Raw genomic sequence first — 26,995 nt, 5'->3', positions numbered from 1 at the left:
CGTCAACCGAACCCGCTGGCGATCAGGCAGGCCAGCACGGCCAGCACCGAACCGGCGATCAGGGTGTATTGCCGCCGGGCCTGACGTGCGCGGGGCCCGACCTCACGCAGGTACTCGCCGGGCGTAGGCGCATCGGGCCGATGGCGCAATCCCTCGGCCACATCGGCAAGTTGACCCTGAATCAGCAAACCGACCAGACAGTAGGTGCAGGCGTAACTCAGTAACGCTAGAAACAGATAGATCATGCAGGGTGCAGGTTCAAGGGCAGGGTGATCGCGCTGGCACTGCGGGTGTCGAGTACGATCAGCCCTTCACTGTGGTCATCCAGGCTGGCCAGCAAGTGCCCCTGGCTGTCCCATGCTGCAGAACCGCCGGCACCGATGAAGGTGTCGGCCGGCCCCACGCAGTTGGCCATCAATACCGGCATGCCCAGCTCGCGTGCCACCTCTGGGTAGTGCGCATATCCCTCGCGGATACCCTTGGCGGTTTTCGCAACGCTGACCAGGTACAGGTCGGCACCGCGCTCGCGGGCCACGGCGGCATGCGCCAGGAACATCGATTCGTAGCAGATCGCCGGTGCCACCCGGTGTTCACCCACCTCCAGCAGCAATGCCTGATCACCTGGGGTGAAGTAAGGCAGCTCATCATCATGCAAGCGCTGCTTGGCATAGGCCTGGCGCGGCGCCTCTGGGCAGAAGATGGGCATGCCGATGCGTATGCCGTCGGGCGTCGGCAATGGCAGGCCCACGGCAACCGTAATGCCCAAGCGGTCGCAGGCTGCCTGCAGCGGGTCCAGGCGCGCGGAGGTGACGGGCAGGGCGGCCTGTCGCGCCACACTCGGCTCATAGCCGGTCAGCGACAGCTCGGGGAACACCACCAGTTCGGCACCCAGGGCCGCAGCCTGCTCGATGCAAACCAGATGGCGCTGGAGGTTGCCTGGCAAATCGCCCTTGAGCGACGCCAGTTGTACGGCGCACAGTTTCATCAGAACCATTCCCTGGTGAAGATTGACGTGCCGAGCATACTATCGGCACCAACGCCTGTTCCAGTGAAGGGTTTTTCAGGAAGCCTGGGATGCGCAGCAAAACGCCCCCCCGACCTGCGCAGCCACGGTACCTTGTGCCATGCTGTCCAGTGACAGCGCCATGAGCACGGCCCGCATGAAGGCGGGCAGGGTGCTACCAGCGGAGGAACACTGTAATGGCACGGTTTCGGCGGATGATCGCCAATATCCGGGGACGGGATCTGGCCGTGGGCGATATCCATGGCCACTTCCAGCGCCTGCAACAATGCCTGGATGCGGTAGGTTTCGATCCGGCGGTGGACCGCCTGTTCAGCGTGGGTGACCTGGTCGACCGTGGGCCGCACAGCGAAGCCGCGCTGGAATGGCTGGCCCAGCCTTGGTTCCATGCCGTCCAGGGCAATCATGAGGCCTTGGCAATCACCCGCGTGCGCGGTGGGCGGCTCGACCTGGGCATGTACCGCGCCGCCGGGGGGGGGTGGTTCCTTGACTTGCCGCGGCGCGAGCAACTGCGTTTCGTGGAGCGTTTCGAGCAGTTGCCGATTGCCATGGAAGTGGAGAGTGCGGACGGTCTGGTCGGTCTGCTGCATGCAGACAGCCCGTTTGCCGACTGGACAGTCTTACGCTCCTGGCTGGAGCTGGATGACGACCCTGACGTGCGCCAAGTGTGCCAGTGGTCGCGTCGGCGCCTGAAAGAGGGAGACACCCAACCGGTGCAGGGCCTGCGAGCCCTGCTGGTCGGCCACACCCCGGTGTTGGAGGCCAAGCTGCTGGGCAATGTGTGGCACCTGGACACGGGGGGCTGGGCCAGCGGCCATTTCACCTTGGTCGACATGCGCACCTTGCAACGGGTCAGCCCCGAGCCAGATGCAGCAACAACGCCCCCGCCAACATCACCAGCATGACCCCCGAGGCCCGCTCCAGCCACGCCAGGCTGCTGGCGAAGCGCCGCAGTACCCGCTGGTTGCCGATGGCCACGGCAACCAGCAAGTCCCATAGCAGGACGATGCTGAACATCCATAGCGCGTAGGCTGTTTTCCAGCCGGGGCTGACGCTGGCGACCATGCTGGCCAGGCTGGCATAGAACAGTGCGTTCTTGGGGTTGAGGATGCCAGACAAGAAGCCCATGCCCAAACTGCGCCACCAGCCATGCACCCGCTGGCTGCCGGCGACTGTGCCCAGGCTGGTTTGCCCGGCATGGCGCAGGAACAGCACGCCGATGTACAGCAGGTAGCTGGCGCCGGCCAGTTGCAGGGCGCTGAACAGCAGGCTGCCCTGCTGCAGTACCGAAAGCCCGGTGAAGGCGATGACGATGAACGCGCCATTGGCCAGCGCTATGCCCAAACAGGCGCCGCTGGCGATGCGCCAGCCGCTGCTGATCGCGTTGCGTGCGACCAGGAAAAAGTCCGGGCCAGGTGAGAGCAGGGCAAGGAAGTGGGCCAGGGCGATGATCATGAATTGTTGCATTAGGGGCTGCTCTACGGAAAAAACCGCAGTCTGCTGCCGGGCCCGTTCTGGCGTATTGAACAATATTGCACCTGCAGCAGCCTTCAGTTTCCGCGGTACTGCCCCGGTGTAACCCCCACATGGGCCTTGAACACCCGCTGGAAATGGCTCTGGTCAGCAAAGCCAAGCTGGTAGGCCACTTCCGCCAGGGCCAGCCCTTCACTCAATAGCTGCCGCCCACGATTGACCCGGGCATTGAGCAGGTAGGCATGCGGCGTGAACCCGGTAGCCGCACGAAACGCGCGGATCAGCTGATAGCGCCCCAGCCCGGCCTCCCGCGCCAACACCTCCAGGCTCAATTGCGCAGGGTCCTGGTGTTCGATGCGTGCAAGCAACCCGTTCAAGGTGGCGGCTTGCAGGGCGGGGGCCGCTGCCAGCGGTGGGTGCGCGGAAAAGTCCAGGTCCCCCAGAAAGGCAATCAGCGCCGCATCTTTCTCGCCATTGCAGGCACTGGAAAACAGTAACCTGTTCAGCGCGCAGAACTGCCGATATACCTCGGCCTCCCTGCAGATGCGCACCGGTTCGCCAGCTTCGATTCCGCCAAGGCCCGACTCCAGGCGTAACTGCGTCAGCCAGTCGGCATCCACATGCAGCATCTGATAGCTCCACGCCAGGCCGGGGGCCGGGTTGCAGGCATGCACGCGGTGGGCCGGAACCAGTACCAGCGTGCCGGGCGCCAAGTGTTGCTGCCCGTCGGCAGCCCCGGTGAAATGGCTGCGGCCAGCATCCACCGCACCGATGGAAAACGTCGGGTGGCTGTGGGCCTTGTAGCAGGCCCGGCTGTGGCAGGCGCGCCGGCTCTCGACATGTGCCAGGGCCGGATCGCGCCACAGGGCGGCGTGGGAACGGGGCATTACAGGCTCCTCGGTATTGCCGGCAGGGTATCAGGTACCGTGAACCCGTACAGTTTTTATCGCTGGCTGTTACTTGACCGCAGGACCCGGAACGCGCCGAAATAGAGGGCTGTTGTCAGAGGAAAACGAGAATGGACCTTTCAAGCCTGCTGCTTTTCATCCCCGCCTGCTTCGCCTTGAACATGGCGCCAGGGCCAAACAACCTGTTGTCGCTGCACAACGCCAGCCGTTACGGCCTGCGCACCGCCTGCGTGGCCGGCGCCGGCCGGATCCTTGCCTTCTGCGGCATGATTGCCCTGGCAGCGATGGGCCTGGCAGTGGTGTTGCATACCAGCGAATACCTGTTCCTGGCCATCAAGGTGGTGGGCGCGGCCTACCTGTTCTACATCGCCTGGCAACTGTGGCGCGCACCCGTGAGCGAGACCGTGGTGGCAAGCGATCACCCAGGCGGCACTTGGCGCCTGGCGCGCCAGGAGTTCTGGGTGGCGGCCGGCAACCCCAAGGCCATCCTGATCTTTACCGCCTTCCTGCCGCAGTTCGTCTCGGTCGGTAGCAGCACCCCGGTGAGTGAGCAGTTCCTTTGGCTGGGTGTGTTGTTCCTGCTGCTGGAATGGGCGGCCATCGCCATCTACTCAGGCCTGGGCGCCTACATGCAGCGTTGGTTCAGCCAGCCCGGCCCACGCCGGATGTTCAACCGGGTCAGCGCGTCCTTGCTGGGTTGCGCGGGCCTCGGTCTGCTGGCTGCGCGCCGCTAGAACTGCCAGCGCACGCCCAGGTTAACGCCGCTGGCTTCCTGCTGGCGGCTGTCCAGGTTGGCGGTGTACTGCACGCCGCCATGCAGGCTCAGCGCTTCGTTGACCTGCGCTACCACACCGCTTTCCAGTTGCACTGAGGTATAGCGGTAATCGGTCTTGATCCTGTCTGCGTCATCGAAGGTCAAGGTGTCGCGCCCACCGTCGCCGTGCCACAGGTTGACCTGCGCATAGGGCTGCAACAGGCGCCCGCTGCTCCCCGTGAACGCACCCTCCAGGCGCAGGCCCAGGCGGCCGGTCAGCTCGACCTGGGCGTCATGACTGATGCGCGAGACGCTGTCGCTGGCGCTGTCCAGCGCGACCTTTTGCGCAATCAGCTGAGCTTGCGGTTCCACGCGCCAGCGCTCGGACAGGGTGATGGGGTAGCCCAATTCCAGTGAAGCTGTCCAGGCGTGGCCGTCGAGGTTCAGCGTGTCGCCACGATCGGAGCGGGCGCGGCCATCCAGGCGGGTGTACTGCAACACCGCGTCCAGGTACGCGCCCTGTGGCCCGACCAGCGTCCAGTAGGTGCCCACGCTATCGCCATCGAGCTTCAGGTCGCCCACCCTGCGGTCGTGAACGGCCAGGGCAAACCCTTTGACGTCGGCGTCCAGGCGGCTATGGCTTACGTAGATACCGACATGCTGGCGGTAACCGTTCTCGCCAACCTTGGCATACAGGTCCTGGCCCACCTTGAAACCGTAGAGGTCGCCATCCAGGCTCGGGCTGACCGTGCCGCTCCATTGCTGGCGCAGCGTGCCGCTGTAGGCTTGCCCCCAGCTGGCTGGCAGGGCGCTTTCACCCTGCAGTAACAGCTGGTCGCCCTGGCGTTGGTGGAAGGTGCCCAATGCCTGACGGGCGATGATCGCGGCACCCCGTGGCGCGGCGGCATACACCGGGACCTCGGGGCGGTACAGCGGCAGGCTTTGGCCCTGCACCGGCGCAGGCAGCTCGGCCTGGCCGGGCGCTGGCGCAGCGACGGGCGGGGTGACGGCCGGGGCGATCACCGGCGGCTCGCCCGGTGCCGGCACAGGGGCTGGAGCGGGTGGCGCAACCAGCGTCGAGCGCAGGTACCAGCTGTTTTCACTGCCGGCAGTGACGCCCCCTTTGAACAGCCGATAGTCGTAGGCACCGGCCGACAGCCTTTGGGTCTGTACAAAGGCGGTGGCCGTGCTGGTGGCGCCGTCACGGGCTTCGACCACCTGGATGCCGTTCTGCGCTGTCGCCGCACCTGCGCCGTTGAGGTTGTTGATGAGCACCTGGGTAGAGCCGGCGATGGCGCCGCGGCTGACCACCAGGCGATCGGAAGCAGCGCCATCGCCGGCCAGCACGCTGTTCAGGCGCAGGGTGCCGTTGTTGCCGGTGTAATCGCCCTCGATGCGCAAGCGGCCCATGGCATCATTGCCGGCGGTGAGGTCAAGTGTGCCTGCGTTGCTGATTGCGGCGCGCTGGCCTGGGGCAAACGCAGTGATCACCCCTTGGCGTGAAGTGATGCTGCTGCTGGCGTCGAGGGTGAGGCTGCCCGTGCTGCTGTCACTGTCGCCCAGTACCAGCGTGTCATCCAGTGCCAGCCGGCTGCCGTTGTTCAGCGCCACGCGCTCCCAGTTCACATAGTGGGCACCGCCTGCCGGCTGGCTGGCATCGAACGTCAGGCTGTCGTTACCTTCGCCGCCGTCCAACGTGATACTCAGCACCTCGGGCGTAAGGCCTTTGAGCAGTGCCGTGTCATCACCTGGCCCGGCATCCACGCGCCCGCCAATACGGCCACCGTCCCAGGTGAAGCGGTCGCTGCCAGTGCTCAGCAACACATCGCCGCCAACCTGGCCACCGTGCACCAGCACCTGGTCGTCGCCACCGCTGACGCTGATGTTGCCGCCGATGTTGCCCTCGAAGACTTCGATGTAGTCCTTGTCGAAGGCCGCGATGACGTTCCGGTCGACGCTGCCGCCACGCATGATGAAGGTGTTCTCGTCCAGCCGCATGTTGACGTTGCCGATACGCCCGTCGTCCATTTCGGCATAGTCGCCGCTGTCGAACGTGCCCTTGATCCAGCCACCGGTCATGTGAAAGGTGTCCAGGCCATCACCCTGGTTGAGGTTGCCTTCGATGACGCCGCCGCTCATGGCGAAGTCATCGATGCCAGCGCCTTGGTTGACGTTTCCGCCGACGCTGCCAGAGGCCATGTCGATGCTGTCTCTGCCGGCGCCGAAGGTTACGTCGCCGGTGATGGCGCCGCTACCGGATGCCGGGAATACCAGGCGGTTATCACCGCTGGTGTCCACCAGCGAGGGCGCAGTGCCGCTGTCACAGGTGTAGGTGTCGTTACCCGGGCCGGGTGAGAAGGTACAAGCCGCGTGTGCAGCGGGCGAGGCCATCCCCAGCAGCGGGAGCGAACCCAGGGTCAGCATCAGGCGTAGACGCATCAGGAAATCCTCCATTCTCCAGGGAGACCTGCGCACCACGCGTGGTGCACAGGGTTACCGGGGTTGTATAGAGGAGTGCGTCACGACCACAACTGGCAAAAATGTCAGGTGGCAAAGGGCTAGCGCATTAGTCGCGGTAGAACGTTTGCACCAGGTGGTAGCCGAATTTGCTCTTGATCGGCCCGTGTACCACTCGCAGAGGCTTCTTGAAGATCACCTGGTCGATGGCGCCGACCATCTGCCCCGGGCGAATTTCGCCCAGGTCACCACCACGCTTGCCGGATGGGCAAAGAGAGAACTTTTTCGCGAGCACGTCGAAAGCCTCGCCGTTGGCGATGCGCTGCCTGAGCTTTTCGGCTTCGTCAGCGGTCTTGACCAGAATGTGGCGGGCTTGGGCTTTCATGGGCTACCTGTGCATCGGGGAAAAAGGCGGCATTATGCCTGATTGAATCCCGTTGAAGCGATCGCGCCCAAATGGCCGCGATGAATGTCAGCTCTTCAGCTCAGCGCGATCGCGAAACTGCTCCAGCGCCTCCGGGTTGGCCAGGGCATCGGTGTTCTTCACCGGCCGCCCATGCACCACATCGCGAATCGCCAGTTCCACCAGCTTGCCACTGATGGTGCGCGGTATGTCGCTGACCTGGGCGATCACCGCCGGCACATGGCGGGGCGTGGTGTACTGGCGTATCACCTGGCGGATGTGCTGGCGCAAGGCTTCATCCAGCTGCAGGCCGTCTTGCAGGCGCACGAACAGCACCACCCGCACATCCCCGTTCCAGTCCTGGCCGATGGCCACGCTTTCCACAACCTGTTCGACCTTTTCCACCTGGCGGTAGATCTCTGCCGTGCCAATGCGCACACCGCCCGGGTTGAGCACTGCGTCGGAGCGACCGTGGATCACCATGCCCCCGCTGGCACGCTGCTCGGCGTAGTCGCCCTGGGCCCACACCCCCGGAAACTGGCTGAAGTAGGCATCGTGGTAACGGCGACCGTCCGGGTCGTTCCAGAAACCGAGTGGCATCGAGGGGAAGTTGCGCGTGCACACCAGTTCGCCTTTGTCGTCCACCACGGGCTGACCCTGCTCGTTCCACACCTCCACCGCCATACCCAGGCCCTTGCACTGGATTTCGCCGCGACGCACAGGCAGGGTCGGGTTGCCCAGCACGAAGCAGGAGACGATATCCGTACCGCCCGACATGGACACAAGCCACAGGTCGGCCTTGATCTTGTCGTATACATAGTCATAGCTGTGCGGTGACAGCGGCGAACCGGTGGACAGCAGCAGCCGCAGGCTGGTCAGGCAGTGGCTGTTGGCAGGTTCCAGGCCTGCCTGCTCCAGTGCCGCCAGGTACTTGGCGCTGGTGCCGAAGGCGTGGATGCCCTCGGCCTCTATCAGGTCCAGAAGGCGCTCGGGGCCCGGATGGAACGGCGAGCCGTCGTACAGCACCAGCGTGGCACCCACCGCCAGGCCGCTGGCCAGCCAGTTCCACATCATCCAGCCGCAGGTGGTGTAGTAGAACAGCACGTCATCGGCCTTCAGGTCGTTGTGCAGGCCGTGTTCCTTGAGGTGTTGCAACAGCACGCCTCCGGCGCGATGGACAATGCACTTGGGCACCCCGGTGGTGCCACTGGAATAGAGGATGTACAGCGGGTGGTCGAACGGCAGCGGGGTGAAACGGGGCTCGCCGCCGGGCTGGAAGAAGTCATCCCACAGGCTGACGTTGGCTGCCTGGAATTCATCGGCACGCGTGCCTTTGCGGGTATGGGGCACCACGATCAGGTGCTCCAGGCCAGGCAACTGCGCACACACCTGGTTGACCTTGGTCACCTGGTCGATGGCCTTGCCAGCATACTCGTAACCGGCGCAGACGATCAGCAGCTTGGGTTCGATCTGGCCGAAGCGGTCGATGATGCCGTGCACGCCGAACTCGGGCGAGGAGGTAGACCAGACCGCGCCAAGGCTGGTGCAGGCGAGCATGGCCACCAGTGTTTGCCAGGTATTGGGCATGATGGCGGCTACCCGGTCGCCTGGGACGATACCTACCGCCTTGAATGCCGTTTGCAGCCCGGCCACCTGTGCGGCCAGTTCGGCATGGGTGAACACTTCGCGCTGGCCGTCTTCGCGTACGGCGACCACGGCTGGGCGGTCGTCGCGGCGGCGCAGCAGGTGTTCGGCAAAGTTCAGGGTGGCATTGGCGAACCACTGCGCATCGGGCATTTGCGGCCCTTCGCTGAGCACCTGGCTGGGCGGGGTATGCCAATGCACGTGGAAATACTCGGCCAGGGTTTGCCAGAAGGCGGGCCGCTGTTCGATGCTCCAGCCGTGCAGGGCCTGGTAGTCGTTGAGTTGCAGGTTGTAGCGCAGGTTGACCCGGCGGCGGAAGGCATCCATCCGGCTGGCCTCGATCTGCGTTGTGGACGGTCGCCAGAGCACATCGTTCATGCCGAATCTCCTTTACCGGAACAAAAGCAGGCTCAGGGCAGGATCAGCCTCGTGTTGCGAAGAGGCTGACCCTGCAGAGAAAGCGGTCCTGCCTACTCTACTTTAGCCTTCTGCACATCCTGCGATGCCGACCACACGCGGTAGCGCACTTCGACATCCTTGGGCACATACACCACCACCGGCAGCTTGCTGTTGTAGCGCAGCAGGAAGCCATCGCCGACCACCGGCACGAAGGCCTCGGTCTTCTTGCCGTCCGGGCAGGCCATCAGCGTGCTGGCCGGGCCGCTGACGTTGTCCAGGCGGTAGTAATTGTAGCCCCAGCCTTCCAGGGTGCGTGCTTCAAGGTTGCCGCCCAGGCGCTGACGATTGCAGTCGACCTGCAGCGTCTTGCCAGCGAGGATTTCCAGTTTATAGGCCGACTCGTCGGCCTGGGCCGGCAGGTGGATAACCTGCCGGGTGAAGCCTTTTTCCGCCTCGGGGTAGGGCGCGATGTCCTTCAGGCTGGCGGCCATCGCAGGTGCGGCGGCGGCCAGGCTCAGGGCCAGAATCGCGGTCATTGGGGTAGGGCGCATAAGGCCTCCTTGCTGATAAACGAATGCGCGACCGTCGCCAGGCCCAGGCCGCCCGTCACTGGGCCAACCAGCCACCATCGACGTTCCAGGCGGCGCCGCGAACCTGGCTACCGGCCTCGCTGCACAGGAAGAGTACCAGCTCACCAAGGTGTTCGGGGGTGACGAAGGCCAGCGACGGTTGCTTTTCTGCCAGCAGATCGTGCTGCGCTTGCAGCCGATCGCCACCCTTGGCTGCACGATCGTCGATCTGCTTTTGCACCAGCGGTGTCAGCACCCAGCCCGGGCATATGGCATTGCAGGTGACATGACTGGTGGCGGTTTCCAGGCCGACCACCTTGGTCAGGCCGATCACACCATGCTTGGCTGCCACGTAGGCTGCCTTGCCAATCGAGCCGACCAGGCCATGCACCGAAGCGATATTGATGATGCGCCCCCAGTTGCGCGTGCGCATGCCCGGCAGCGCCAGGCGCGTGCCATGGAATACGGCCGACAGGTTCAGGGCGATGATCTTGTCCCAGCTTTCTGGCGGGAACTGCTCAACCGGTGCCACATGCTGGATACCGGCGTTGTTGACCAGGATGTCGACGCCGCCGAACTCGCGTTCGGCCAGGTTGAACAAAGCCTCGATCTGGACCACATCCGACAGGTCGGCCGGGTGGTGCACAACCTTCACCCCGTGCCGGGCAATTTCCGCCATGGCGGGGCCCGGGTCACCAAAGCCGTTGAGCACGATGTTGGCGCCAGCCCGGGCCAATACCTGGGCGATGCCCAGGCCAATGCCGCTGGTGGAACCGGTGACGAGTGCAGTTTTGCCTTCAAGGGTCATGCAATGCTCCTTAGACGATGCCAGTGGCGTAGAACGTGGCGATGACCACGAACACCGCCAGGGTCTTGATCAGGGTAATACCAAAAATGTCCTTGTAGGCCTCGCGGTGGGTGAGGCCGGTCACCGCCAGCAAGGTGATCACCGCGCCGTTGTGCGGCAGGGTGTCCATGCCACCGCTGGCCATGGCGGCTACCCGGTGTAGCACTTCCAGCGGGATATCGGCCGCGTGGGCGGCGGCGATGAACGTGTCGCCCATGGCTGCCAAGGCGATGCTCATGCCGCCCGAAGCGGAGCCAGTGATGCCGGCCAGCAAGGTCACGGTGATGGCTTCGTTCACCAAGGGGTTGGGGATGCTGCGCAGGGCATCGGCCAGCACCAGAAAACCCGGCAGCGAGGCGATTACCGCGCCAAAGCCGTATTCCGAAGCGGTGTTCATGGCTGCCAGCAAGGCACCACCCACCGCGCTTTTGGTGCCTTCGGCCAGGCGTGTACGAATGGCGCCAAAGGCGCATACCAGGACCATCAGGATGCCCACCAGCAACGCGGCCTGCACAGCCCAGATGGCCGTCAGCTTGGTCACGTCGCTTTGTACCGGTGCACTCATGCCTGGCAATTGCAGGCTGTGACTGGGGCCGTACCAATGCGGTATCCAGTGGGTGAACACCAGGTTCATCACCCCCACCAGTAGCAGCGGCGACAGCGCCAGCCAAGGGTTGGGCAGGCTCAGGTCGGCAGCGGTTTCCGGTTCGTTGCGCAAGTCGGTGCCATAACCTTCACCGGCGCGCAGGGCCTTGTTGCGCTGGCGCTGCAGGTAGGCCATGCCGGTAAAGAACACGAACAGCGTGCCGATCAGGCCCAGCCACGGTGCGGCCCAGGCAGTGGTGTTGAAGAAGGTGCTGGGGATGATGTTCTGGATCTGTGGGGTGCCGGGCAGGGCGTCCATGGTGAACGAGAATGCGCCCAGGGCGATGGTGGCCGGGATCAGGCGTTTGGGGATGTTGCTCTGACGGAACATTTCGGCGGCGAACGGGTACACCGCGAACACCACCACGAACAGCGAAACACCGCCGTAAGTGAGCAGGGCACAGACCAGTACGATTACCAGCATCGCCTGGCGGGTGCCGAGCAGGCGGATGGCGGCGGCGACAATCGAGCGGGAGAAACCGGACAGCTCGATCAGCTTGCCGAACACCGCCCCCAGCAGGAATACCGGGAAGTACAGTTTGATGAAACCGACCATTTTTTCCATGAACACCCCCGTGAACGCAGGGGCGACGGCGGCAGGGTCGGTGAGCAGGACAGCGCCGAGGGCGGCGATGGGGGCGAAGAGGATTACGCTGTAACCGCGGTAGGCGGCCAGCATCAGCAAGGCCAAAGCAGCGAGTGCGATGAGCACGGTCATCGGGGTGGGTCTCCTGGGTGAGTCTTGTTTTTATCGTTGAGCAGGAGATAGCGGGAATCGTGCCAACTATGTAACTGGCTGATTTGTAAGGGTTAAAGGGTTTTGTTAGAAGTCTGTGTCTACATTCAGAGACGCCATGGGCTGCCTTACAGCCCATCGCTGGCTTGCCTGTGGTTAAGGGCGGAGCTCTGGCGGTAATCTCAAATCAGAAACAAAAGTCTCCAATCAGAGACCAAGTGCCGCCATCTTCTTGTACAGCGTCGACCGCCCCAGCCCTAAGGCTGCTGCTGCCTCTGGCACGTTTCCCCCCTGTTCGGCCAGCGCCCCGGCAATCAGGCCGCGTTCAAAGGCCTCGCAGGCCTCACGGTAGCTCTGCCGCACGGGCGCTTCAGCCAGCGGGCTCAATGGCCCCAATGCCGCACGCAGGTCCGCAACCCCCAACCGGGGCTGATCCGCCAGCAGGGTCGCGCGCTCCAGCACATTGCGCAGCTCGCGAATGTTCCCCGGCCACGCATGCCTGGCCAGCAGTTGCTGCGCTTCAGCTTCCAACTCGTACTGGCTGCCCAGCTCAGCCAATATGGCCTCGCACAGCGCGGGCAGGTCCTCCAGCCGTTGCCGCAACGGCGGAACATCGATCGGCAGCACATTCAGCCGGTAGTACAGGTCGGCGCGGAAGGCCCCGCGGGCCATGGCAGCCTGCAGGTCGATGGAGGTGGCGGCAATGATGCGCACATCGCTGCGCAGCATCTGGTTCGACCCGACCGGTTCGTATTCCTTTTCCTGCAGCACCCGCAGCAGCTTGCTCTGCAGGGCCAGCGGCATGTCGCCGATCTCGTCGAGGAACAGCGTGCCGCCTTCGGCCAGTTGCAGCTTGCCGCTGCGGCCCTTGCGGTCGGCGCCGGTAAAGGCACCCGGCGCAGTACCGAAGAATTCGGCTTCCAGCAGCGTCTCCGGGATGGCTGCGCTGTTGATGCTGACAAAAGCTTTGTGTGCCCGTGCCGACGCTGCGTGAATGGCGTGGGCCAGCAGCTCCTTGCCGGTGCCGGTTTCGCCCAGCAGCAACACGGGCGAATCACTGCCGGCGCCACGCCGGGCGCGTCGTTTGGCTTCCAGGCTGGGCGCGCTGCTGCCTACGAACTGGGCGAAGCTGTATTTGGCCTGGCGGGCGCGCAGTTGCGAGCGGGTCGAGGCCAGTTCCTGCTGCATGCTGGCGTAGCGCTTGAGCAGCGGCGACAGGCTGCGCAGTTCGTCGAACAGGGCAAAGCCAATGGCGCCGATCAGCGCGCCCTGGTCATCGTGGATGGGCAGGCGCATGACCACCAACGGCTCGTTCGGCGTGTCGAGCATGTCCAGCAGGATGGGCCGGCCATTGCTCACCACGTCGCGCATCAGGCTGCCGGGGATTACCGTTTCGCAGGGCTGGCCGATGGCACTGGCAGCGTCGGCCAGGCCAAAGCGTCGGGCGTAGCGTTCGTTCATCCAGACGATGCGTGCCTGGCGGTCGACGATCACCGTGCCCTCGCTGGACTGTTCGATGATCTCGAACAGCGAGCGGATCGCCAGTTGCCGTACCTGGGGGTAGTCCTTGAGGCTGTCGCTGTCGTGCATGGGTGAACATCCTGAATCATGTATTGGCACAAGCCCGCGAAAAGGCCAGGCCTGAAAACTCATCGTCGGGGGTCAAACGCCTCACGCAAGGCATCCCCGATAAACACCAGCAGTGACAGGATCACCGCCAGCGCAAAGAACGCGGTAAAGCCCAACCACGGTGCCTCCAGGTGCTGCTTGCCCTGGGTCACCAACTCGCCCAGCGAGGCGCTGCCCGCTGGCATGCCAAAGCCCAGAAAGTCCAGCGCGGTCAGTGTGGTGATCGCCCCGGTCAGCATGAACGGCACATAGGTCAGCGTGGCATTCATGGCATTGGGCAAGATATGCCGCAACATCACCTGACTGTCCGGTAACCCCAACGCCCGCGCAGCCTTTACATACTCCAGGTTGCGCCCGCGCAGGAACTCGGCGCGCACGACGTCGACCAGGGTCAGCCAGGAGAACAGCGCCATGATCCCCAGCAACCACCAGAAATCCGGCTCGACGAAACCGCTGAGGATGATCAACAGATACAACACTGGCAACCCCGACCATACCTCCAGCAAGCGCTGGCCGAGCAGGTCGACCCAGCCCCCGTGGTAGCCTTGCAGGGCGCCCGCCGCCACGCCAATGAGCACACTGACCACGGTCAGGGCAAAGGCGAACAGCAGCGATACCCGCGTGCCATAAAGCACCCGCGCCAGCACGTCCCGGCCTTGGTCGTCGGTGCCTAGCCAGTTGCTGGCACTGGGCGGGCTGGGGGTGGGCACCTGCAGGTCGTAATTAGGTGTGTCGGCACTGAACGGGATAGGTGCGAACAGCATCCAGCCACCCTGTTCAGCGATCAGTTGGCGCACATAGGCGCTGCGGTAGTCGGGCTGAAACGGCAGTTGCCCGCCGAACTGCTGCTCGGTATAGCGTTTGAGCGCCGGAACGTACAAATTGCCCTTGTAGCCCAGCAGCAGTGGCTTGTCGTTGGCCACCAGTTCGGCGCAAAGGCTGAGCAGCAGAAGGCCGGCAAACAACCACAGCGACACCCAGCCCAGGCGGTGGCGGCGAAAACGTTGCAGGCGACGGCGCGACAGGGGCGATAGCATCAGTGCGCCCTCGTATCGAAGTCGATGCGCGGGTCGAGCAGGGTGTAACACAGGTCCCCGATCAGGCGAATCAGCAGGCCCGCCAGGGTGAAGATGAACAGCGTGCCGAACACCACCGGGTAGTCCCGCGACACGGCGGCCTCATAGCTCATGCGGCCCAGGCCATCGAGCGAGAAGATCACCTCGATCAGCAACGAGCCGGCAAAGAACACGGTGATCAGCGCCTGTGGCAGCCCGGCCACCACCAGCAGCATGGCGTTGCGCAACACATGGCCATACAGCACGCGGCGTTCGCTGAGGCCCTTGGCCCGGGCAGTGACCACGTATTGGCGGGAAACCTCGTCGAGGAAGGCATTCTTGGTCAGCAACGTGAGGGTGGCGAACCCACCGATCACCAGGGCCGCGACCGGCAGCACCAGGTGCCAGAAGTAGTCGGCGACCTTGCCCAGCAGGCTGAGCTCGTCGAAATTGTCCGAGACCAGGCCGCGCACCGGGAACCAGTTGAGCGAAGTGCCGCCGGCAAACAGGACGATCAGCAGCAGGGCGAACAGGAACGAAGGCAGGGCGTAACCGATCACGATCAACGCGCTGCTCCAGGCATCGAAGCGGCTGCCGTGGCGCATCGCCTTGCGGATGCCCAGCGGGATAGACACCAGGTAGGTGATCAGCGTGGCCCAGAAGCCCAGCGACAGGGTGACCGGCAACTTGTCGAGAATCAGGTCGGTGACTTTGGCGCCGCGGAAGAAGCTGTTGCCAAAGTCCAGCCGGGCATATTGGCCGAGCATCAACCAAAGCCGCTCGGGGGCGGATTTGTCGAAGCCATACTGGCGCTTGATCTCTTCGATCAGTTTTGGGTCCAGGCCGCGTGTGGCCCGGGATTCGCCATGGACCACTTCAGCTCGCGCGCCGGGTGCGCCGCCACCGATGCCCTGCAGGCGCGCCACGGCTTGTTCCACCGGGCCACCCGGCGCGGCCTGGACGATGGCGAAATTGACCAGCAGGATTGCCAGCAGCGTCGGGATGATCAGCAACAGACGGCGCAGGATATAAGCGGTCATGGCGAGGCCTTCCGGCGTTCGGCCATCTGCGCGTTGGTCAGCGGGGTAGGGCTTACCTCCCACCAGGTGTCCAGGCCCTCGTCATAGGTAGCCTGGACCTTGGGCAGGCCGAAGCGGTTCCACCAGACGGTGGAGCTGCCCGGCGGGTAATAGTTGGGGATCCAGTAGTAATTCCATTGCAGCACGCGGTCCAGGGCATGGGCGTGACGCAGCATGTCGGCCTGGGTGTCGGCGCGGACCAGGCCGTCGATCAGGTGGTCTACGGCCGGGTCCTGCAGGACCATCAGGTTGTTCGAGCCAGGGTCGTGAGCGGCCGCCGAACCAAAGTAGTTGTACAACTCGGCGCCTGGCGACAAGGTGACCGGGTAGCCGGTGACGATCATGTCGTAATCGCGCGCCATCAGCCGGTTGACGTACTGGGCCGAGTCGACGTTGCGGATGTTCAGGGTCACGCCGATCTGGGCCAGGTTGCGCTTCCAAGGCAGCAGCAGGCGTTCAAGGCCCGCCTGGCCATTGAGGAACGTGAACGCCAGCGGCGTGCCCTGGTTATTGACCAGACGGTCGCCTTCGGGGTGCCAGCCGGCTTGTTCGAGCAGGGCCAGGGCCTGCAACTGCTGTTGACGGATGATCCCCGAGCCATCGGTGACCGGGGCAGTGAACACCGTGGTGAACACTTCATCTGGCACTTGGCCGCGCAAGGGGGCGAGCAGCTTCAACTCGCCCGCATCCGGCAACTGGCGAGCGGCCAACGGCGTATTGGAGAACACGCTTTGCTGGCGGATGTACAGGTTGCGCATCATCTGCCGGTTGCTCCACTCGAAGTCCCATAACATACCCAGCGCCTGCCGCACACGGCGGTCCTTGAACTGCGGCTGGTCGAGGTTGAACACGAAACCCTGGGCCACCTGCGGTTTGGCCGGGCCCAGGTGGGCGCGCTGCAGGCGGCCGTCGTCCAGTTGCGCACCGTTGTAGCCCAAGGTGTAGGCCGTGGCGGAGAACTCACGGTTGTAGTCGTAGCCACCGCCTTTGAGTACCTGGCGCGCCACTTCGGTGTCGCCGAAGTACTCGATGCGCAGCTTGTCGAAATTGTAGCGGCCACGGCTGGCCGGCAGGTCACGCGCCCACCATGTCGGGTCGCGTTCGAAGGTGATGCTGCGGCCGTTGTCGATGCGCCCGATGCGGTATGGCCCGCTGCCAACCGGCTTGTCGAAGCCGGCACCGTTGGCAAAATCGCGGTGCTGCCAGTCGTGCTCGGGCATTACCGGCAGGCTGGCGAGGTCCAGCGCCAGGGTGCGGCCGTGCTCGGGCTTCAAGTCGAATCGCACGCTGTGCAGGTTTTCTACGGTCACGCGGGCCACGTCGGCGAACTGGGTCCGGTACTTCAGGCTGCCCTTGCTCATCAGCAGTTCGAAGGTGAAACGCACGTCTTCGGCGCGCACCGGCCTGCCATCGGCGAAGGTGGCGCGTGGGTCGATGTCGAAACGCAGCCACTCATCATTGGGGCCGCGCTCCATGCGCCGGGCGATCAGGCCGTAAACGGTATAGGGTTCATCGTAAGAGCGTACCGCCAGTGGCGCGTACAACAGACCATCGACTTCGCTGACACCGATGCCTTTGTCGATATAGGGGAGGATGTGGTCGAACTGGCCGATCTCGATGGCCGAACGGCGCAAGATGCCGCCCTTGGGGGCGGAGGGGTTTACATAGTCGAAATGCCGGAAGCTGGCGGCGTAGCGGGGGGCTTCACCGTAGACCGTGAGGGCGTGGGTGGGAGCGGCCTGGACCGTAAAGCCCATGCACGAAAATACAAGCCCCCACCATACTTGTGGGAGCGGGTTTACCCGCGAATGCGTCGGAGCAGGCAACGAGGTTGTCTGGTCTGGCCTCTTCGCGGGTAAACCCGCTCCCACAGGGGGGCTGATCACCGGGAGGGGTGAATCAGTCCTGGCGGCTGGTCACTTCCAGCAGGTGGTAGCCGAACTGGGTCTTCACCGGGCCTTGCACGGTGTTGACCGGGGCGCTGAAGACCACGGTGTCGAATTCCTTGACCATCTGGCCTGGGCCGAACGAGCCCAGGTCACCGCCCTGACGGCTGGACGGGCAGGTGGAGTTGGCTTTGGCGATTTCAGCGAAGTCGGCGCCTGCTTCGATCTGGGCTTTGAGTTCGTTGCACTTGTCTTCGCTGCTGACCAGAATGTGGCGGGCGGTTGCACGGGCCATGGGTACTGCTCCTTGGGGGTAAAAAGGCAAGCCTAGCGCACTTGTCCGGGGTATGTCTCGCCAGGCTTACAACCTTCGGCCTACAGTTTTTGTGCCGCCTCACGCAACAGGGTTTCGGTGGAGGCCCAGCCCAGGCAGCCGTCGGTAATCGACACACCGTATTTCAGTGTGCCCTTGCCCAGCGCCTGGCAGCCATCGAACAAGTGCCCTTCGATCATGACGCCGACCAGCGAACGGTCGCCGGCCAGGCGCTGTTCCAGCACATCATTGAAGACCGCTGGCTGGCGCGCCGGGTCCTTGCCGCTGTTGGCGTGGCTGCAATCGACCATGATCCGTGCCTGCAGGCCGGCCTTGGCCAACGCCTGACGGGCCATGGCGATGCTGTTGGCATCGTGGTTCGGGCCTTTGTGGCCGCCGCGCAGCACAAGGTGTGTGTCCGGGTTGCCCAAGGTCTCGATGATCGCCGGATGGCCCTGTGCATCCATACCGAAGTGGCGGTGCGGGTGGGCAGCGCTGCGCATGGCGTCGCTGGCGATGGCGATGCCGCCGTCCGTACCGTTCTTGAAGCCGACCGGCAGCTCCAGGCCACTGACCATTTCGCGGTGGATTTGCGATTCGGTGGTGCGTGCGCCGATCGCCGCCCAGGCCAACAGGTCGTCGAAGTAGCCGGCGGCCATCGGTTGCAGCAACTCGGTGGCGATCGGCAGGCCGCGTTCGATCATGCTCAGCATCAGCCCGCGAGACAAGGCGATACCCGAGTGCATGTCGTCACTGCCATCGAGGTGCGGGTCGTAGGCAAGGCCTTTCCAGCCCACTGTAGTACGTGGTTTTTCGACGTAGGCGCGCATCACCAGCAGCAGCTTGTCGTTGACTTCGCGGCCAAGGGCGGCCAGGCGGTCGGCGTATTCAAGGGCCGAGCGTGGGTCATGAATCGAGCAGGGGCCGACGATGACCAGCAGGCGCGGGTCGCGGCCTTCGAGGATGTTGCGGATGGCCAGGCGATGGGCTTGGACTTGCTGGGCCAGTTCGCTGGGCAGTGGCATCTGCTGCTTGAGCAGGTGCGGGCTGGGCAGGCGTTTGCTGACAGTGGTGTTGGCCGCTTGCGGCTGGGTCAGGGGCAGGGCGAGGCTGGAAGCGTGCATGGCGTTTTTCCCTGGGCGGACAGCGGGTTCAAGCCCGCATGGTCGGCCCTATCGAGGTGTTCGACAGATCGTTGAATTCGTATTGGCTGCTGCATTGCCACCTGTAGAAGACCGATCGGAGGCGGCAGGCTGGCCCGAACGGGATTGGCTAAATCGCCAGGCGCAGGTGTTTGCGTAGTAATAAGTGGCGTAGTTCATGAATCTGTCCTCAAAGTGAATCGGTGTTGGTCAAAGGTCTGAAAAACAAAACCCCCGGTCGGGAAGCCGACCGGGGGTTTGAGTATTCTCATGTTCGGCGGCCCCTCGAAGGTGGACGCCGGGTGGGTATCGGCGCCTAGTGGCTAAACCAATACCCAAAGTAATAGCTGGCAGGTGCCACGCAGCCGGCAACGGCCAGCACAGGGCGCAGGCTGCGACCGGTGTGGTTGGCGTGGTTGCGGGTGTGTTTCGGCATGTTGCTCTCCAGTGAATGAGCCCGAGCTTACTTCAGTTCGTGCGGGCCATTCAATGGATAAATGCTATGGGGCCGATCATTTATTTTTGTACTGACTGGTTCAATGGCCGTAACGTCCGACCAGGCTCTGCGCCCCCAGGGCGTGGCCTTGCAGCAGTTGCAGCAGGCCGCTGCGGTCCAGCCCCTCGGGCAAGGTACCCAAGGGCAGGTCGGTGGCAATCAGGGTCAGGGCGTAATGATGGGGGTTGTCGCCGGCGGGTGGACAGGGGCCGCGGTAGCTCTGGGTGCCACGGGAGTTGCGGCCCACTGTCACGTAGGGCCCGCTCAACCCCGCCATGCCTTCCTTGAGCCCATCGTGTTCGGGATCGATGTTGTAGGCCACCCAGTGCACCACACCCACGCCCTTGCCACCGTCCGGGTCGAACATGATCAGGGCCAGCGACCGCGTACCTGCGGGCAGGTTGTCCCAGCTCAGTTGCGGGGTCCGCTCTTCACCGGCCCCGCATGCCGGGTCCTGGCCGACCTGTTGCAGGGCAATGACGCCGCCATCGGTGAAAGACGAGGAACTGACCGACATCGCGCCTTGGCCGCCTGCGGCGGCTAACGCTGTGCAGGGCAGCAAAGCAGCGAACAGCCAGTGTCTGAGGTGCATGGTCAATCCTTGGCAGGGCGTCAAGGGCTTAGTCTAGTTCAGGTCTGCTTCAGCGGCTGTCCTGGTCCTCGGCAGTACCTCCGCTGGCCCCGGCACCAGAGCCAGTGGCTTCGCCGGTACTGTTGGAGCCGCCAGTGGCACCGTCGGCGGCATCGGCGTTGCTGCCTGTGTCACTGCTGTCGTTACCTTTGCTGCTACCGGGGCTGTTGACGCTGCTGCCTTCACCGGCGGTCTTGCCGCCGGACTGGTCAGTTTGCGGATGGCTGTCGGTATGGGTGTCGGTGGCGGCGAAGGCAGCGCCGGTGAGGCTGGTCAGGGCCAGCGCCAGGCTCAGGTACAGCGGGCGAATGCGGATCATGGGACTTCTCCTTTGTGCAAGATCTGTCATTCGTTTGGCTGGCAGTTGCTGGCGGGGTGCCTTCTGGGCGACGAGTGGCAATCAACAGGATTCCGAGCGCTGTGCGGTTGCCGGGGTTTCGACCGGCTCCAGCGGCGGATGCTCCTGCGCCGCATGCATCAGGTCTTCGGTCACCCGCAACTCGGCACCGGTTGGCGAGAAGGTGGTAGAAGCGGTGAACGGCGCCGGGTGCTCTGCCGCCGGGCGCTTGCCGCGGCGCCACATGAAGAAGCACACCATGGCCAGGTTGACCACGGCAAACGCCCAGAACAGCCCAGCCTCGCCAAACTCGGTCATCATCGGCGAAATGGCCACCGGTGCCATGGCCGAGCCCAGCGAGTTGATCAGCAGCAGGCCCTGGATCATCGGCACCAGCGCATCGGACGGCGCGCGGTCGGCCGCATGGCTGACCGCCACCGGGTACAGGGTGAACACGCCACCACCCAGCAGGAACAGCATGGCCGGCAGCAGGAACGAGTCCGATGGCAGGAACACCGTTACAAGCGACAGGACAACGCACAACGCGGCCAGCGCGAGCAGCACATCGAGGCGGTCCTTGCGGTCGGACCAGCGCCCGACCGGGTATTGCAGCAGCATCGCGCCAAGGATCACCCAGGCCATCATGTTGCCGACCTCACCCACCTCCAGGCCGATGCGCTGCAAGTACAGTGGCAGCAGCGCATAGATGCCGGCAATCGCTACACCCGAGCCGAAGCAGCCGACCAGGCCCGACGGTGCCACGCCCAGCAACTGGCGGGGCTTGAGGGGTTCGACCTGGTCCAGCAGCGGCGACACCCGCGGCAGGATCACGATCGGCAACACCGACAGTGCGGCCAGCACGCCGGCCAGCATGAACGGGGCGGTATCGCCTAGCTGGGTGATTTCGCCAAGACCGGCCTGGGCGATCACCCCGGCGCCGTAGAAGGCGATCATGTACAGCGCCAGCAGGCGGCCGCGGATTTTCGCGTCGCCGGCCAGCAGCAGCCAGCTTTCGATCACCAGGAACACGCCCACCGCGGCCCAGCCGTTGATCAGGCGTAGCACCGACCACCAGGTGACCTCGTAGAACAACCCTTGCAGCAGGATGGTCACGGCGATCAGCGAGGCGAAGCTGGTATAGGCGCGAATGTGGCCGATGCGCAGGATCAGCCGGTCGTTGAAGATGGCGCCGAGGGTCAGGCCGATGAAGTAAGTCGACGAGACGATACCAATGGTAGTTGCAGACTCACCGGCGGCGCCCAGGCGCAGGGTGGTCAGGGAAGACATGAAGCCGTTGCCCAGGGCAATGATGAACAGCCCGAGCAGGGGCGCCAGCGCCATGGCCAGCAAACGCGGAGACATACGTACCTCTAGTTGGATGAGCGGAATGAGCACCTTCTCGGCGCGCACACCGGCTCGACCCGGCAAGGGGCGAGTGGCGACACGGATGCGACCTGGGCAAGACTCAACCGCTGGGCGCTATGGGAGATGGGCCGGGCGGGGAGGGTTGAGCCTACTTCACATGTGCGTTCATGTGTTCAGGCGCTGACTCTGTCATTGCTGCTGGTTGCCACCGTTCAAGGCGACGGGCGAAAAGGAAGCGGGATTCTACGGGCTTGGACGCTTTTGCCCAAGGGGCTCGGGTGTGCGACGAGACGCCGCAGTCTCAGCGCGACATGAACATGTCTTCCACAGACATTTTCGATGGCGGCTCCTGCGTGCGTTGAAATCGGCCCGGTAATCTCACTGAGTGCTGCATAATGCTGAACCCCACCAAGGAAGGCCCCCATGTTCGCGTCGCTGTTCGCAGTCCTGGCCCCGGTTTTCATCGTCGCCGGAATTGGTTTTGCCTGGGCCCGCAAGGGCCTGGATTACCCCACTGACTTCATCGCCCGGGTGGTAATGACCGTCGGCACACCTTCGCTGGTACTGTCCACCCTCAGCCGTACCGAGCTGGACCCGAATGCCTTTACCAGCATGGCCGTGGCCTGCTTGCTGTGCACCCTGGGTATGGCCCTGGCCGCTTTGCTCGTGTGTCGCGCGTCGGGCATGCACTGGCGGGTACTGCTGGCGGCGTTCATGTTCCCTAACACCGGCAACATGGGCCTGCCGATCAGTCTGTATGCCTTCGGTGAGCATGGCCTGGCCCTGGCCGTGGCATTCTTCCTGACCCTGTCGATCGTGCAGTTCACCATCGGCATGGCCATCTCCGGCACGGCGGCTTCGCTCAAGGCGCTGTTGCGCAACCCTATCGTCATCAGCCTGGCCGGCGCCATGCCCATCATTTTTCTCGATTTCGAACTGCCGCGTTGGCTGGCCAACACCGCAGACCTGCTGGGCGGCATGACCATTCCACTCATGCTGCTGACCCTGGGGGTGTCACTGGCCAGCATTCGCCTGCGTCACGTGGGCAGCGGCATGCTGCTGGGCGGCTTGCGCATTGGCCTGGGGGCTGCGGTGGGCTGGGCAGTGGGCGCGGTACTGGGTATGGACAGCCTGGAGCGTGCGGTGCTGATGGTGCAGTCGGCGATGCCGGTAGCCGTGTTCAACTACCTGATGGCGGTGCGGGCCAACCGCGAGCCAGAGCAGGTGGCGAACCTGGTGATGTGTTCTACGGTGCTGTCGTTTGCCTGGTTGCCGGTGGTGCTGGCTTGGTGGATGTAAGCTATAGGCAACGACAGAAATTTCCGTTGAGTCAATGCGCAGGGGTCACAAGGCCTTGGCCAAAAACGCCGCCGTGCGGCTGTCGGTAGATGCCGCCACCACCTGCGGCGTGCCGCTGACCACCACCTTGCCCCCGGCATCGCCAGCACCCGGCCCGATATCGATCACCCAGTCGCTCTGCGCCACCACTCGCATGTCGTGTTCGACCACCACCACGCTATGCCCGCTTTCTACCAGGCGGTTCAGCTGTACCAGCAGCCGGTCGATGTCCTGCGGGTGCAAGCCGTTGGTGGGCTCATCCAGCACATACAGGGTCACCCCGCGGGCCATGCGCTGCAGTTCGGTCGCCAGCTTGATCCGCTGCGCTTCACCACCGGACAGCTCGGTGGCCGGCTGGCCCAGACGCAAGTAGCCCAGGCCGATATCCTGCAGCACTTGCAGACAACGGCGGGCAGGCGGTTGCTCGGCAAAAACCTGCAGGGCCTGGTCGACGGTCAACTGCAGCACTTGCGCGATGTTCATGCCTTGCCAGCTCACCGCCAGGGTTTCGGGGTTGTAGCGGGCACCCTGGCAGGTCGGGCAGGGCGCATACACGCTGGGCATGAACAGCAATTCGACGCTGACGAAACCCTCTCCCTCGCAGTTGGCGCACCGGCCCTTGGCAACGTTGAAGGAAAAGCGCCCGGCGTCGAAGCCCTGTGCCTTGGCCTGCTCGGTCGCCGCGAAGAGTTTGCGCACGTGGTCGAACAGGCCTGTGTAGGTGGCCAGGTTGGAGCGCGGCGTGCGGCCGATCGGCTTCTGGTCAACTTGCACCAGCCGCTTGATGCTGCCAAGCCCGGCGCTTACGTGGCCGCTGCTGGTCTGTTCGGGTTCGTCTTCCAGGCTTTGCGCTTCGGGCTCGCTACGTTGCTCGGCATGGCCCAGGTGTGCCCCCACCAATTCCAGCAGGGCCTGGCTGACCAGGCTGGATTTGCCCGAGCCGGAAATACCGGTAACGGCGGTAAAGCAGCCCAGCGGAAATGCAGCGCTCAGGTTATCGAGGTTATTGCGCGTGATGCCTTCAAGCTTCAGCCAGTCGCGGGCCTGGCGGGGGGCGCGTGCGGCCTGTACCGGGGCATTGAACAGGTAGGTGCGGGTGCATGACTGTTGCACCTCGACCAGGCCGGCAGGCGGCCCGCTGTAGAGGATTGTGCCGCCGTGCTCGCCGGCAGCTGGCCCTACATCCACCAGCCAGTCGGCGCGGCGCATGGTGTCCAGGTCGTGCTCCACCACATACACCGAGTTGCCAGACTGTTTCAGGCGCTGCAGGGCTTCGAACAGCGCTTCACTGTCGGCCGGGTGCAAGCCGGCCGACGGCTCGTCGAGTACGTAGACCACCCCGAACAGCTGCGAATTCAGCTGCGTGGCCAGGCGCAGGCGTTGCAGTTCACCAGAAGACAAGGTCGGGGTGCTGCGCTCCAGTGCCAGGTAACCGAGGCCGAGGTCAAGCAGCGTATCAATGCGTTCGAGCAGCTCGTTGGCGATGCGTTGGGCCGCCAGGCGTTTTTCCAGTGTCAGCTCGTCCTGCTGCCGGGTCAGGTAGTCGGCTGCCGCCACCTTGCGGAACACTTCGGCCAGCGCCTGCAACGACAGGTGCGACAGTTCGGCGATGTCCAGCCCGGCGAAGGTCACGCTCAGCGCTTCGCGCTTCAGGCGTTTGCCCTGGCACAGCGGGCAGGGGCTGGGGCGCATGTACTGGGCCACACGCTTGCGCATCTGCGCGCTCTGCGAGTGCATGAAGGTATGCAGCACGTAACGGCGGGCACCCATGAACGTGCCTTGATAGCTGGGCTCCAGCTTGCGCTTGAGCGCTTCGCGGGTCTGCGCCGGGGTCAGGCCGGCATACACGGGGGCGGTGGGCGTCTCTTCAGTGAACAGGATCCAGTCGCGCTGCGCCTGAGGCAGGTCGCGCCAAGGGATATCGACGTCATAGCCCAGCGTGACCAGAATGTCGCGCAGGTTTTGCCCTTGCCACGCCATTGGCCACGCCGCCACCGCACGCTCACGAATGGTCAGCGACGGGTCGGGAACCATGGTCGCTTCGGTCACCTCGTAGACACGGCCCAGGCCATGGCACTGCGGGCAAGCGCCCTGGGGCGTGTTCGGAGAAAAGTCTTCGGCGTACAGCATCGCTTGCCCGGCCGGATAGTGGCCTGCGCGTGAATAGAGCATGCGGATCGAACTGGACAAGGTGGTCACGCTACCCACCGAGGAACGTGCACTCGGCGTGCCGCGTTGTTGCTGCAGGGCCACCGCCGGCGGCAGCCCGTCGATGGCATCGACATCCGGCACGCCAACCTGGTCGATCAGGCGCCGGGCATAGGGCGCCACCGATTCGAAATAACGCCGCTGGGCTTCGGCATACAGCGTGGAGAACGCCAACGAGGACTTGCCCGAGCCGGACACGCCGGTGAACACCACCAAGGCATCGCGGGGAATATCGACATCGATGTTCTTCAGGTTGTGCTCGCGGGCGCCACGAACGCGGATGAAACCGCTTGGGGTGGTCGGGCTTGGAGGCATGAATCAGTCCTTGTCTGAAGCTGAGCAGTGCGCTCAAGTTAACAGCAATTGCAGCGCCCTTGCGTGGGCAGCAGTCAAGGAATCTACCCGATGGAGCCGGTGGGGTGGCAGGGCGCCGGCTGTCTTCGCCTTACCTGACGTTCGTCTCAAGGCTTTTATTGCAGACCCTAGCGGGTACCCAGCACATCGCGGATGTTGTCCACCACATTGTTGTCCTTGATCACGTCACTCAACCAGCCTTCCAACGGCATGTTGCCCCACTTGATCGCACGTTCGATCAGGTAGGGTACCGGGCTTTGCGGTTCGCTCTGTTTGAAGTACTGGGCGATGCCCGCAAGCATGGTGAATGCCTCGTCGCGGGTCAGCGGGGTGGTGCGCAGGGCTGCAGGCGCGGTCGTCGGGGGCGTGGCATTCATCGCTTCACCTGCTTCGTGGAGGTTGGCACCCGTGGCCTGTGGCTGTGCTTCTTCCGGGATGGCGGGGTGTAGCTCGACGCCGCGGTCCTTGAGCAGTTTTTCCGCCAGTTGGCTGGCACGCGAAAGCATGTCGGCAAGGCTGGCAAAGCTGGGCGCCTCGTGGCCGAACAGGCGGTCGGCGCTGGCCTGCAGGCGTTTGCATGCATTCAGGCTGGTAGCGATCTGCTGGGCCTTGGCGCGCAGGTAGTCGGTGTCGGTAAGCGCTACCGAACGCTGGAAGATCTCGGCGTTGATCTTGCCTTCGTTCAGTGCTGTCTGCATCGCCTTGGGGTTTTGCAAGGCGAGGTTTTCTACATGGCGTGATTCGTCATAGCGCAACACGCCAAAATGCTGCCCCTGGATAATGGGCAAGCCACCGGCAATGTCGGTGAGCGTGGTCTTCAACCAGGACAGTCGCGCCGCGCGCTCGTCCAGGCCGTCTTCGAGGGTGGGGTACAGCGTTTCCCAGAACGCAACCAGGAGCTGTTCGGTCAGCTCGAGGCCAAAGGTGATGCCTTCGAAGTGTTCACGCTGGGCCAGCCCCTCGCAGAGCCAGGCCACCAGCATCAGGTCTTTGCTTTGCTGCGCAAGCCCTTGAGCCGACAGGTTGATCACCTGCTCCCAGTCGGCAGTCTTCAAGTCGGTTTGCCAGTCGCCCTGGGTCAGGTAGTCTGGGTCCGCCCGGCGTGCCTCCTTGATCTGGTCGAACAAGGCAGAGAAGCTCAAGTCTTCGCCACTGCCACCCTCGATAGGGGCGACCAGTGTGGCCAGCGAGAGGTCATTGAGAATTTCAGGCATAGAACACTCTGGACATGGCTAGTGAACAGCGCGCCGGAAAACCCGGCGCGCTGCAGAACACAGGCCGCCGAAGCGGCCCATGGTTCGGTACG

General features: G+C 64.1%; 24 protein-coding genes. 3 read left to right on the top strand and 21 right to left on the bottom strand.

Translation table 11 applies throughout. From position 1 onward, the window contains the following. Positions 1-2: 2 nt before the first annotated feature. The gene (locus PRJ_RS14595) at positions 3-245 is read right to left on the bottom strand and encodes a hypothetical protein (RefSeq protein WP_010953917.1); all 243 of its coding nucleotides are present in this window, start codon (positions 243-245) and stop codon (positions 3-5) included. Continuing rightward, on the bottom strand, positions 242-985 hold the full coding sequence (locus PRJ_RS14590) for a carbon-nitrogen hydrolase family protein (RefSeq protein ID WP_104961783.1): 744 nt from the start codon (positions 983-985) through the stop codon (positions 242-244). Before PRJ_RS14590 ends, PRJ_RS14595 begins: the two co-directional genes overlap by 4 nt. 215 nt (positions 986-1,200) lie before the next feature. Between PRJ_RS14590 and PRJ_RS14585 the strand changes: the two genes are divergently transcribed. Next, a complete protein-coding gene (locus tag PRJ_RS14585) occupies positions 1,201-1,926 on the top strand; it encodes a serine/threonine protein phosphatase (protein WP_104961782.1) in 726 nt (241 codons plus the stop codon). Here the strand turns inward: PRJ_RS14585 and PRJ_RS14580 are convergent. Further along, a complete protein-coding gene (locus PRJ_RS14580; protein WP_020192416.1) occupies positions 1,874-2,488 on the bottom strand; it encodes a LysE family translocator in 615 nt (204 codons plus the stop codon). The genes PRJ_RS14585 and PRJ_RS14580 overlap by 53 nt on opposite strands. Positions 2,489-2,571: 83 nt before the next feature. Beyond that, entirely contained in the window at positions 2,572-3,381 is an 810-nt protein-coding gene (locus PRJ_RS14575) for an AraC family transcriptional regulator (RefSeq protein ID WP_104961781.1), read from the bottom strand. A gap of 131 nt (positions 3,382-3,512) precedes the next feature. Here PRJ_RS14575 and PRJ_RS14570 point away from each other — a divergent pair, with 131 nt between their 5' ends. After that, a complete protein-coding gene (locus PRJ_RS14570; RefSeq protein ID WP_012052432.1) occupies positions 3,513-4,136 on the top strand; it encodes a LysE family translocator in 624 nt (207 codons plus the stop codon). On the opposite strand, the gene PRJ_RS14565 is transcribed toward PRJ_RS14570, so the two are convergent. From PRJ_RS14565 to PRJ_RS14495, 15 genes are all read right to left on the bottom strand, one after another. Further along, a complete protein-coding gene (locus PRJ_RS14565) occupies positions 4,133-6,610 on the bottom strand; it encodes an autotransporter outer membrane beta-barrel domain-containing protein (protein ID WP_104961780.1) in 2,478 nt (825 codons plus the stop codon). The two genes, PRJ_RS14570 and PRJ_RS14565, sit on opposite strands and share 4 nt — an antisense overlap. A gap of 112 nt (positions 6,611-6,722) precedes the next feature. Beyond that, positions 6,723-6,998: a peptidylprolyl isomerase gene (locus PRJ_RS14560; protein WP_014860332.1), complete on the bottom strand. Its 276-nt coding sequence runs from the start codon at positions 6,996-6,998 to the stop codon at positions 6,723-6,725. 87 nt (positions 6,999-7,085) lie between these two features. Then, positions 7,086-9,038: an acetoacetate--CoA ligase gene (locus tag PRJ_RS14555; protein ID WP_104961779.1), complete on the bottom strand. Its 1,953-nt coding sequence runs from the start codon at positions 9,036-9,038 to the stop codon at positions 7,086-7,088. A gap of 92 nt (positions 9,039-9,130) precedes the next feature. Beyond that, complete coding sequence (gene eco, locus PRJ_RS14550) at positions 9,131-9,610, bottom strand: serine protease inhibitor ecotin (RefSeq protein ID WP_012052429.1); 480 nt, start codon at positions 9,608-9,610, stop codon at positions 9,131-9,133. A gap of 55 nt (positions 9,611-9,665) precedes the next feature. Beyond that, positions 9,666-10,436 (bottom strand): 3-hydroxybutyrate dehydrogenase, encoded by a 771-nt coding sequence (gene hbdH / locus PRJ_RS14545; RefSeq protein WP_010953972.1) that lies wholly within the window; start codon positions 10,434-10,436, stop codon positions 9,666-9,668. Between the two features lie 10 nt (positions 10,437-10,446). Continuing rightward, positions 10,447-11,838: a GntP family permease gene (locus tag PRJ_RS14540; RefSeq protein WP_104961778.1), complete on the bottom strand. Its 1,392-nt coding sequence runs from the start codon at positions 11,836-11,838 to the stop codon at positions 10,447-10,449. Between the two features lie 225 nt (positions 11,839-12,063). Beyond that, complete coding sequence (locus tag PRJ_RS14535; RefSeq protein ID WP_104887575.1) at positions 12,064-13,446, bottom strand: sigma-54-dependent Fis family transcriptional regulator; 1,383 nt, start codon at positions 13,444-13,446, stop codon at positions 12,064-12,066. Between the two features lie 59 nt (positions 13,447-13,505). Next, positions 13,506-14,522, bottom strand: a complete 1,017-nt coding sequence (locus tag PRJ_RS14530; RefSeq protein WP_020190943.1) for an ABC transporter permease — start codon at positions 14,520-14,522, stop codon at positions 13,506-13,508. After that, positions 14,522-15,580: a microcin C ABC transporter permease YejB gene (locus PRJ_RS14525; protein ID WP_104961777.1), complete on the bottom strand. Its 1,059-nt coding sequence runs from the start codon at positions 15,578-15,580 to the stop codon at positions 14,522-14,524. The genes PRJ_RS14530 and PRJ_RS14525 overlap by 1 nt, the downstream gene beginning before the upstream one ends. After that, on the bottom strand, positions 15,577-17,376 hold the full coding sequence (locus PRJ_RS14520) for an extracellular solute-binding protein (RefSeq protein ID WP_104961776.1): 1,800 nt from the start codon (positions 17,374-17,376) through the stop codon (positions 15,577-15,579). Before PRJ_RS14520 ends, PRJ_RS14525 begins: the two co-directional genes overlap by 4 nt. A 142-nt stretch (positions 17,377-17,518) precedes the next feature. Next, on the bottom strand, positions 17,519-17,800 hold the full coding sequence (locus PRJ_RS14515; RefSeq protein WP_003248318.1) for a peptidylprolyl isomerase: 282 nt from the start codon (positions 17,798-17,800) through the stop codon (positions 17,519-17,521). 80 nt (positions 17,801-17,880) lie between these two features. Next, positions 17,881-18,942, bottom strand: a complete 1,062-nt coding sequence (locus PRJ_RS14510; RefSeq protein WP_104961775.1) for a 3-deoxy-7-phosphoheptulonate synthase — start codon at positions 18,940-18,942, stop codon at positions 17,881-17,883. A gap of 554 nt (positions 18,943-19,496) precedes the next feature. After that, positions 19,497-20,048, bottom strand: a complete 552-nt coding sequence (locus PRJ_RS14505; RefSeq protein ID WP_104961774.1) for a YbhB/YbcL family Raf kinase inhibitor-like protein — start codon at positions 20,046-20,048, stop codon at positions 19,497-19,499. 49 nt (positions 20,049-20,097) lie between these two features. Then, on the bottom strand, positions 20,098-20,406 hold the full coding sequence (locus PRJ_RS14500; RefSeq protein ID WP_104961773.1) for a hypothetical protein: 309 nt from the start codon (positions 20,404-20,406) through the stop codon (positions 20,098-20,100). 81 nt (positions 20,407-20,487) lie between these two features. Further along, positions 20,488-21,786, bottom strand: a complete 1,299-nt coding sequence (locus PRJ_RS14495; protein WP_020190937.1) for an MFS transporter — start codon at positions 21,784-21,786, stop codon at positions 20,488-20,490. A 426-nt stretch (positions 21,787-22,212) separates the two neighbouring features. Here PRJ_RS14495 and PRJ_RS14490 point away from each other — a divergent pair, with 426 nt between their 5' ends. Continuing rightward, complete coding sequence (locus tag PRJ_RS14490; RefSeq protein WP_104961772.1) at positions 22,213-23,088, top strand: AEC family transporter; 876 nt, start codon at positions 22,213-22,215, stop codon at positions 23,086-23,088. A 45-nt stretch (positions 23,089-23,133) separates the two neighbouring features. On the opposite strand, the gene PRJ_RS14485 is transcribed toward PRJ_RS14490, so the two are convergent. Both PRJ_RS14485 and tssA read right to left on the bottom strand, forming a co-directional pair. After that, on the bottom strand, positions 23,134-25,650 hold the full coding sequence (locus tag PRJ_RS14485; protein WP_104961771.1) for an excinuclease ABC subunit UvrA: 2,517 nt from the start codon (positions 25,648-25,650) through the stop codon (positions 23,134-23,136). 167 nt (positions 25,651-25,817) lie between these two features. Further along, positions 25,818-26,903, bottom strand: coding sequence for a type VI secretion system protein TssA (tssA, locus tag PRJ_RS14480; RefSeq protein WP_012052418.1), 1,086 nt, complete (start codon positions 26,901-26,903; stop codon positions 25,818-25,820). Positions 26,904-26,995 lie beyond the last annotated feature (92 nt).

The sequence above is a fragment of the Pseudomonas sp. XWY-1 genome (assembly GCF_002953115.1).
GTDB classification, from domain to species: domain Bacteria; phylum Pseudomonadota; class Gammaproteobacteria; order Pseudomonadales; family Pseudomonadaceae; genus Aquipseudomonas; species Aquipseudomonas alloputida.
Note: the sequence above shows the minus strand (reverse complement) of the source record. Positions and strands in the feature narration are given on the sequence as shown.

Coding starts and splice junctions, on each gene's coding strand:
- PRJ_RS14490 (WP_104961772.1), top strand. CDS start 22,213: ATGTTCGCGTCGCTGTTCGCAGTCCTGGCCCCGGTTTTCATCGTCGCC.
- eco (WP_012052429.1), bottom strand. CDS start 9,610: ATGCGCCCTACCCCAATGACCGCGATTCTGGCCCTGAGCCTGGCCGCC.
- PRJ_RS14540 (WP_104961778.1), bottom strand. CDS start 11,838: ATGACCGTGCTCATCGCACTCGCTGCTTTGGCCTTGCTGATGCTGGCC.
- PRJ_RS14505 (WP_104961774.1), bottom strand. CDS start 20,048: ATGCACCTCAGACACTGGCTGTTCGCTGCTTTGCTGCCCTGCACAGCG.
- hbdH (WP_010953972.1), bottom strand. CDS start 10,436: ATGACCCTTGAAGGCAAAACTGCACTCGTCACCGGTTCCACCAGCGGC.
- PRJ_RS14590 (WP_104961783.1), bottom strand. CDS start 985: ATGAAACTGTGCGCCGTACAACTGGCGTCGCTCAAGGGCGATTTGCCA.
- PRJ_RS14570 (WP_012052432.1), top strand. CDS start 3,513: ATGGACCTTTCAAGCCTGCTGCTTTTCATCCCCGCCTGCTTCGCCTTG.
- PRJ_RS14500 (WP_104961773.1), bottom strand. CDS start 20,406: ATGATCCGCATTCGCCCGCTGTACCTGAGCCTGGCGCTGGCCCTGACC.
- PRJ_RS14530 (WP_020190943.1), bottom strand. CDS start 14,522: ATGCTATCGCCCCTGTCGCGCCGTCGCCTGCAACGTTTTCGCCGCCAC.
- tssA (WP_012052418.1), bottom strand. CDS start 26,903: ATGCCTGAAATTCTCAATGACCTCTCGCTGGCCACACTGGTCGCCCCT.
- PRJ_RS14560 (WP_014860332.1), bottom strand. CDS start 6,998: ATGAAAGCCCAAGCCCGCCACATTCTGGTCAAGACCGCTGACGAAGCC.
- PRJ_RS14595 (WP_010953917.1), bottom strand. CDS start 245: ATGATCTATCTGTTTCTAGCGTTACTGAGTTACGCCTGCACCTACTGT.
- PRJ_RS14565 (WP_104961780.1), bottom strand. CDS start 6,610: ATGGAGGATTTCCTGATGCGTCTACGCCTGATGCTGACCCTGGGTTCG.
- PRJ_RS14535 (WP_104887575.1), bottom strand. CDS start 13,446: ATGCACGACAGCGACAGCCTCAAGGACTACCCCCAGGTACGGCAACTG.
- PRJ_RS14585 (WP_104961782.1), top strand. CDS start 1,201: ATGGCACGGTTTCGGCGGATGATCGCCAATATCCGGGGACGGGATCTG.
- PRJ_RS14525 (WP_104961777.1), bottom strand. CDS start 15,580: ATGACCGCTTATATCCTGCGCCGTCTGTTGCTGATCATCCCGACGCTG.
- PRJ_RS14510 (WP_104961775.1), bottom strand. CDS start 18,942: ATGCACGCTTCCAGCCTCGCCCTGCCCCTGACCCAGCCGCAAGCGGCC.
- PRJ_RS14580 (WP_020192416.1), bottom strand. CDS start 2,488: ATGCAACAATTCATGATCATCGCCCTGGCCCACTTCCTTGCCCTGCTC.
- PRJ_RS14575 (WP_104961781.1), bottom strand. CDS start 3,381: ATGCCCCGTTCCCACGCCGCCCTGTGGCGCGATCCGGCCCTGGCACAT.
- PRJ_RS14485 (WP_104961771.1), bottom strand. CDS start 25,650: ATGCCTCCAAGCCCGACCACCCCAAGCGGTTTCATCCGCGTTCGTGGC.
- PRJ_RS14515 (WP_003248318.1), bottom strand. CDS start 17,800: ATGGCCCGTGCAACCGCCCGCCACATTCTGGTCAGCAGCGAAGACAAG.
- PRJ_RS14495 (WP_020190937.1), bottom strand. CDS start 21,786: ATGTCTCCGCGTTTGCTGGCCATGGCGCTGGCGCCCCTGCTCGGGCTG.
- PRJ_RS14555 (WP_104961779.1), bottom strand. CDS start 9,038: ATGAACGATGTGCTCTGGCGACCGTCCACAACGCAGATCGAGGCCAGC.
- PRJ_RS14520 (WP_104961776.1), bottom strand. CDS start 17,376: ATGGGCTTTACGGTCCAGGCCGCTCCCACCCACGCCCTCACGGTCTAC.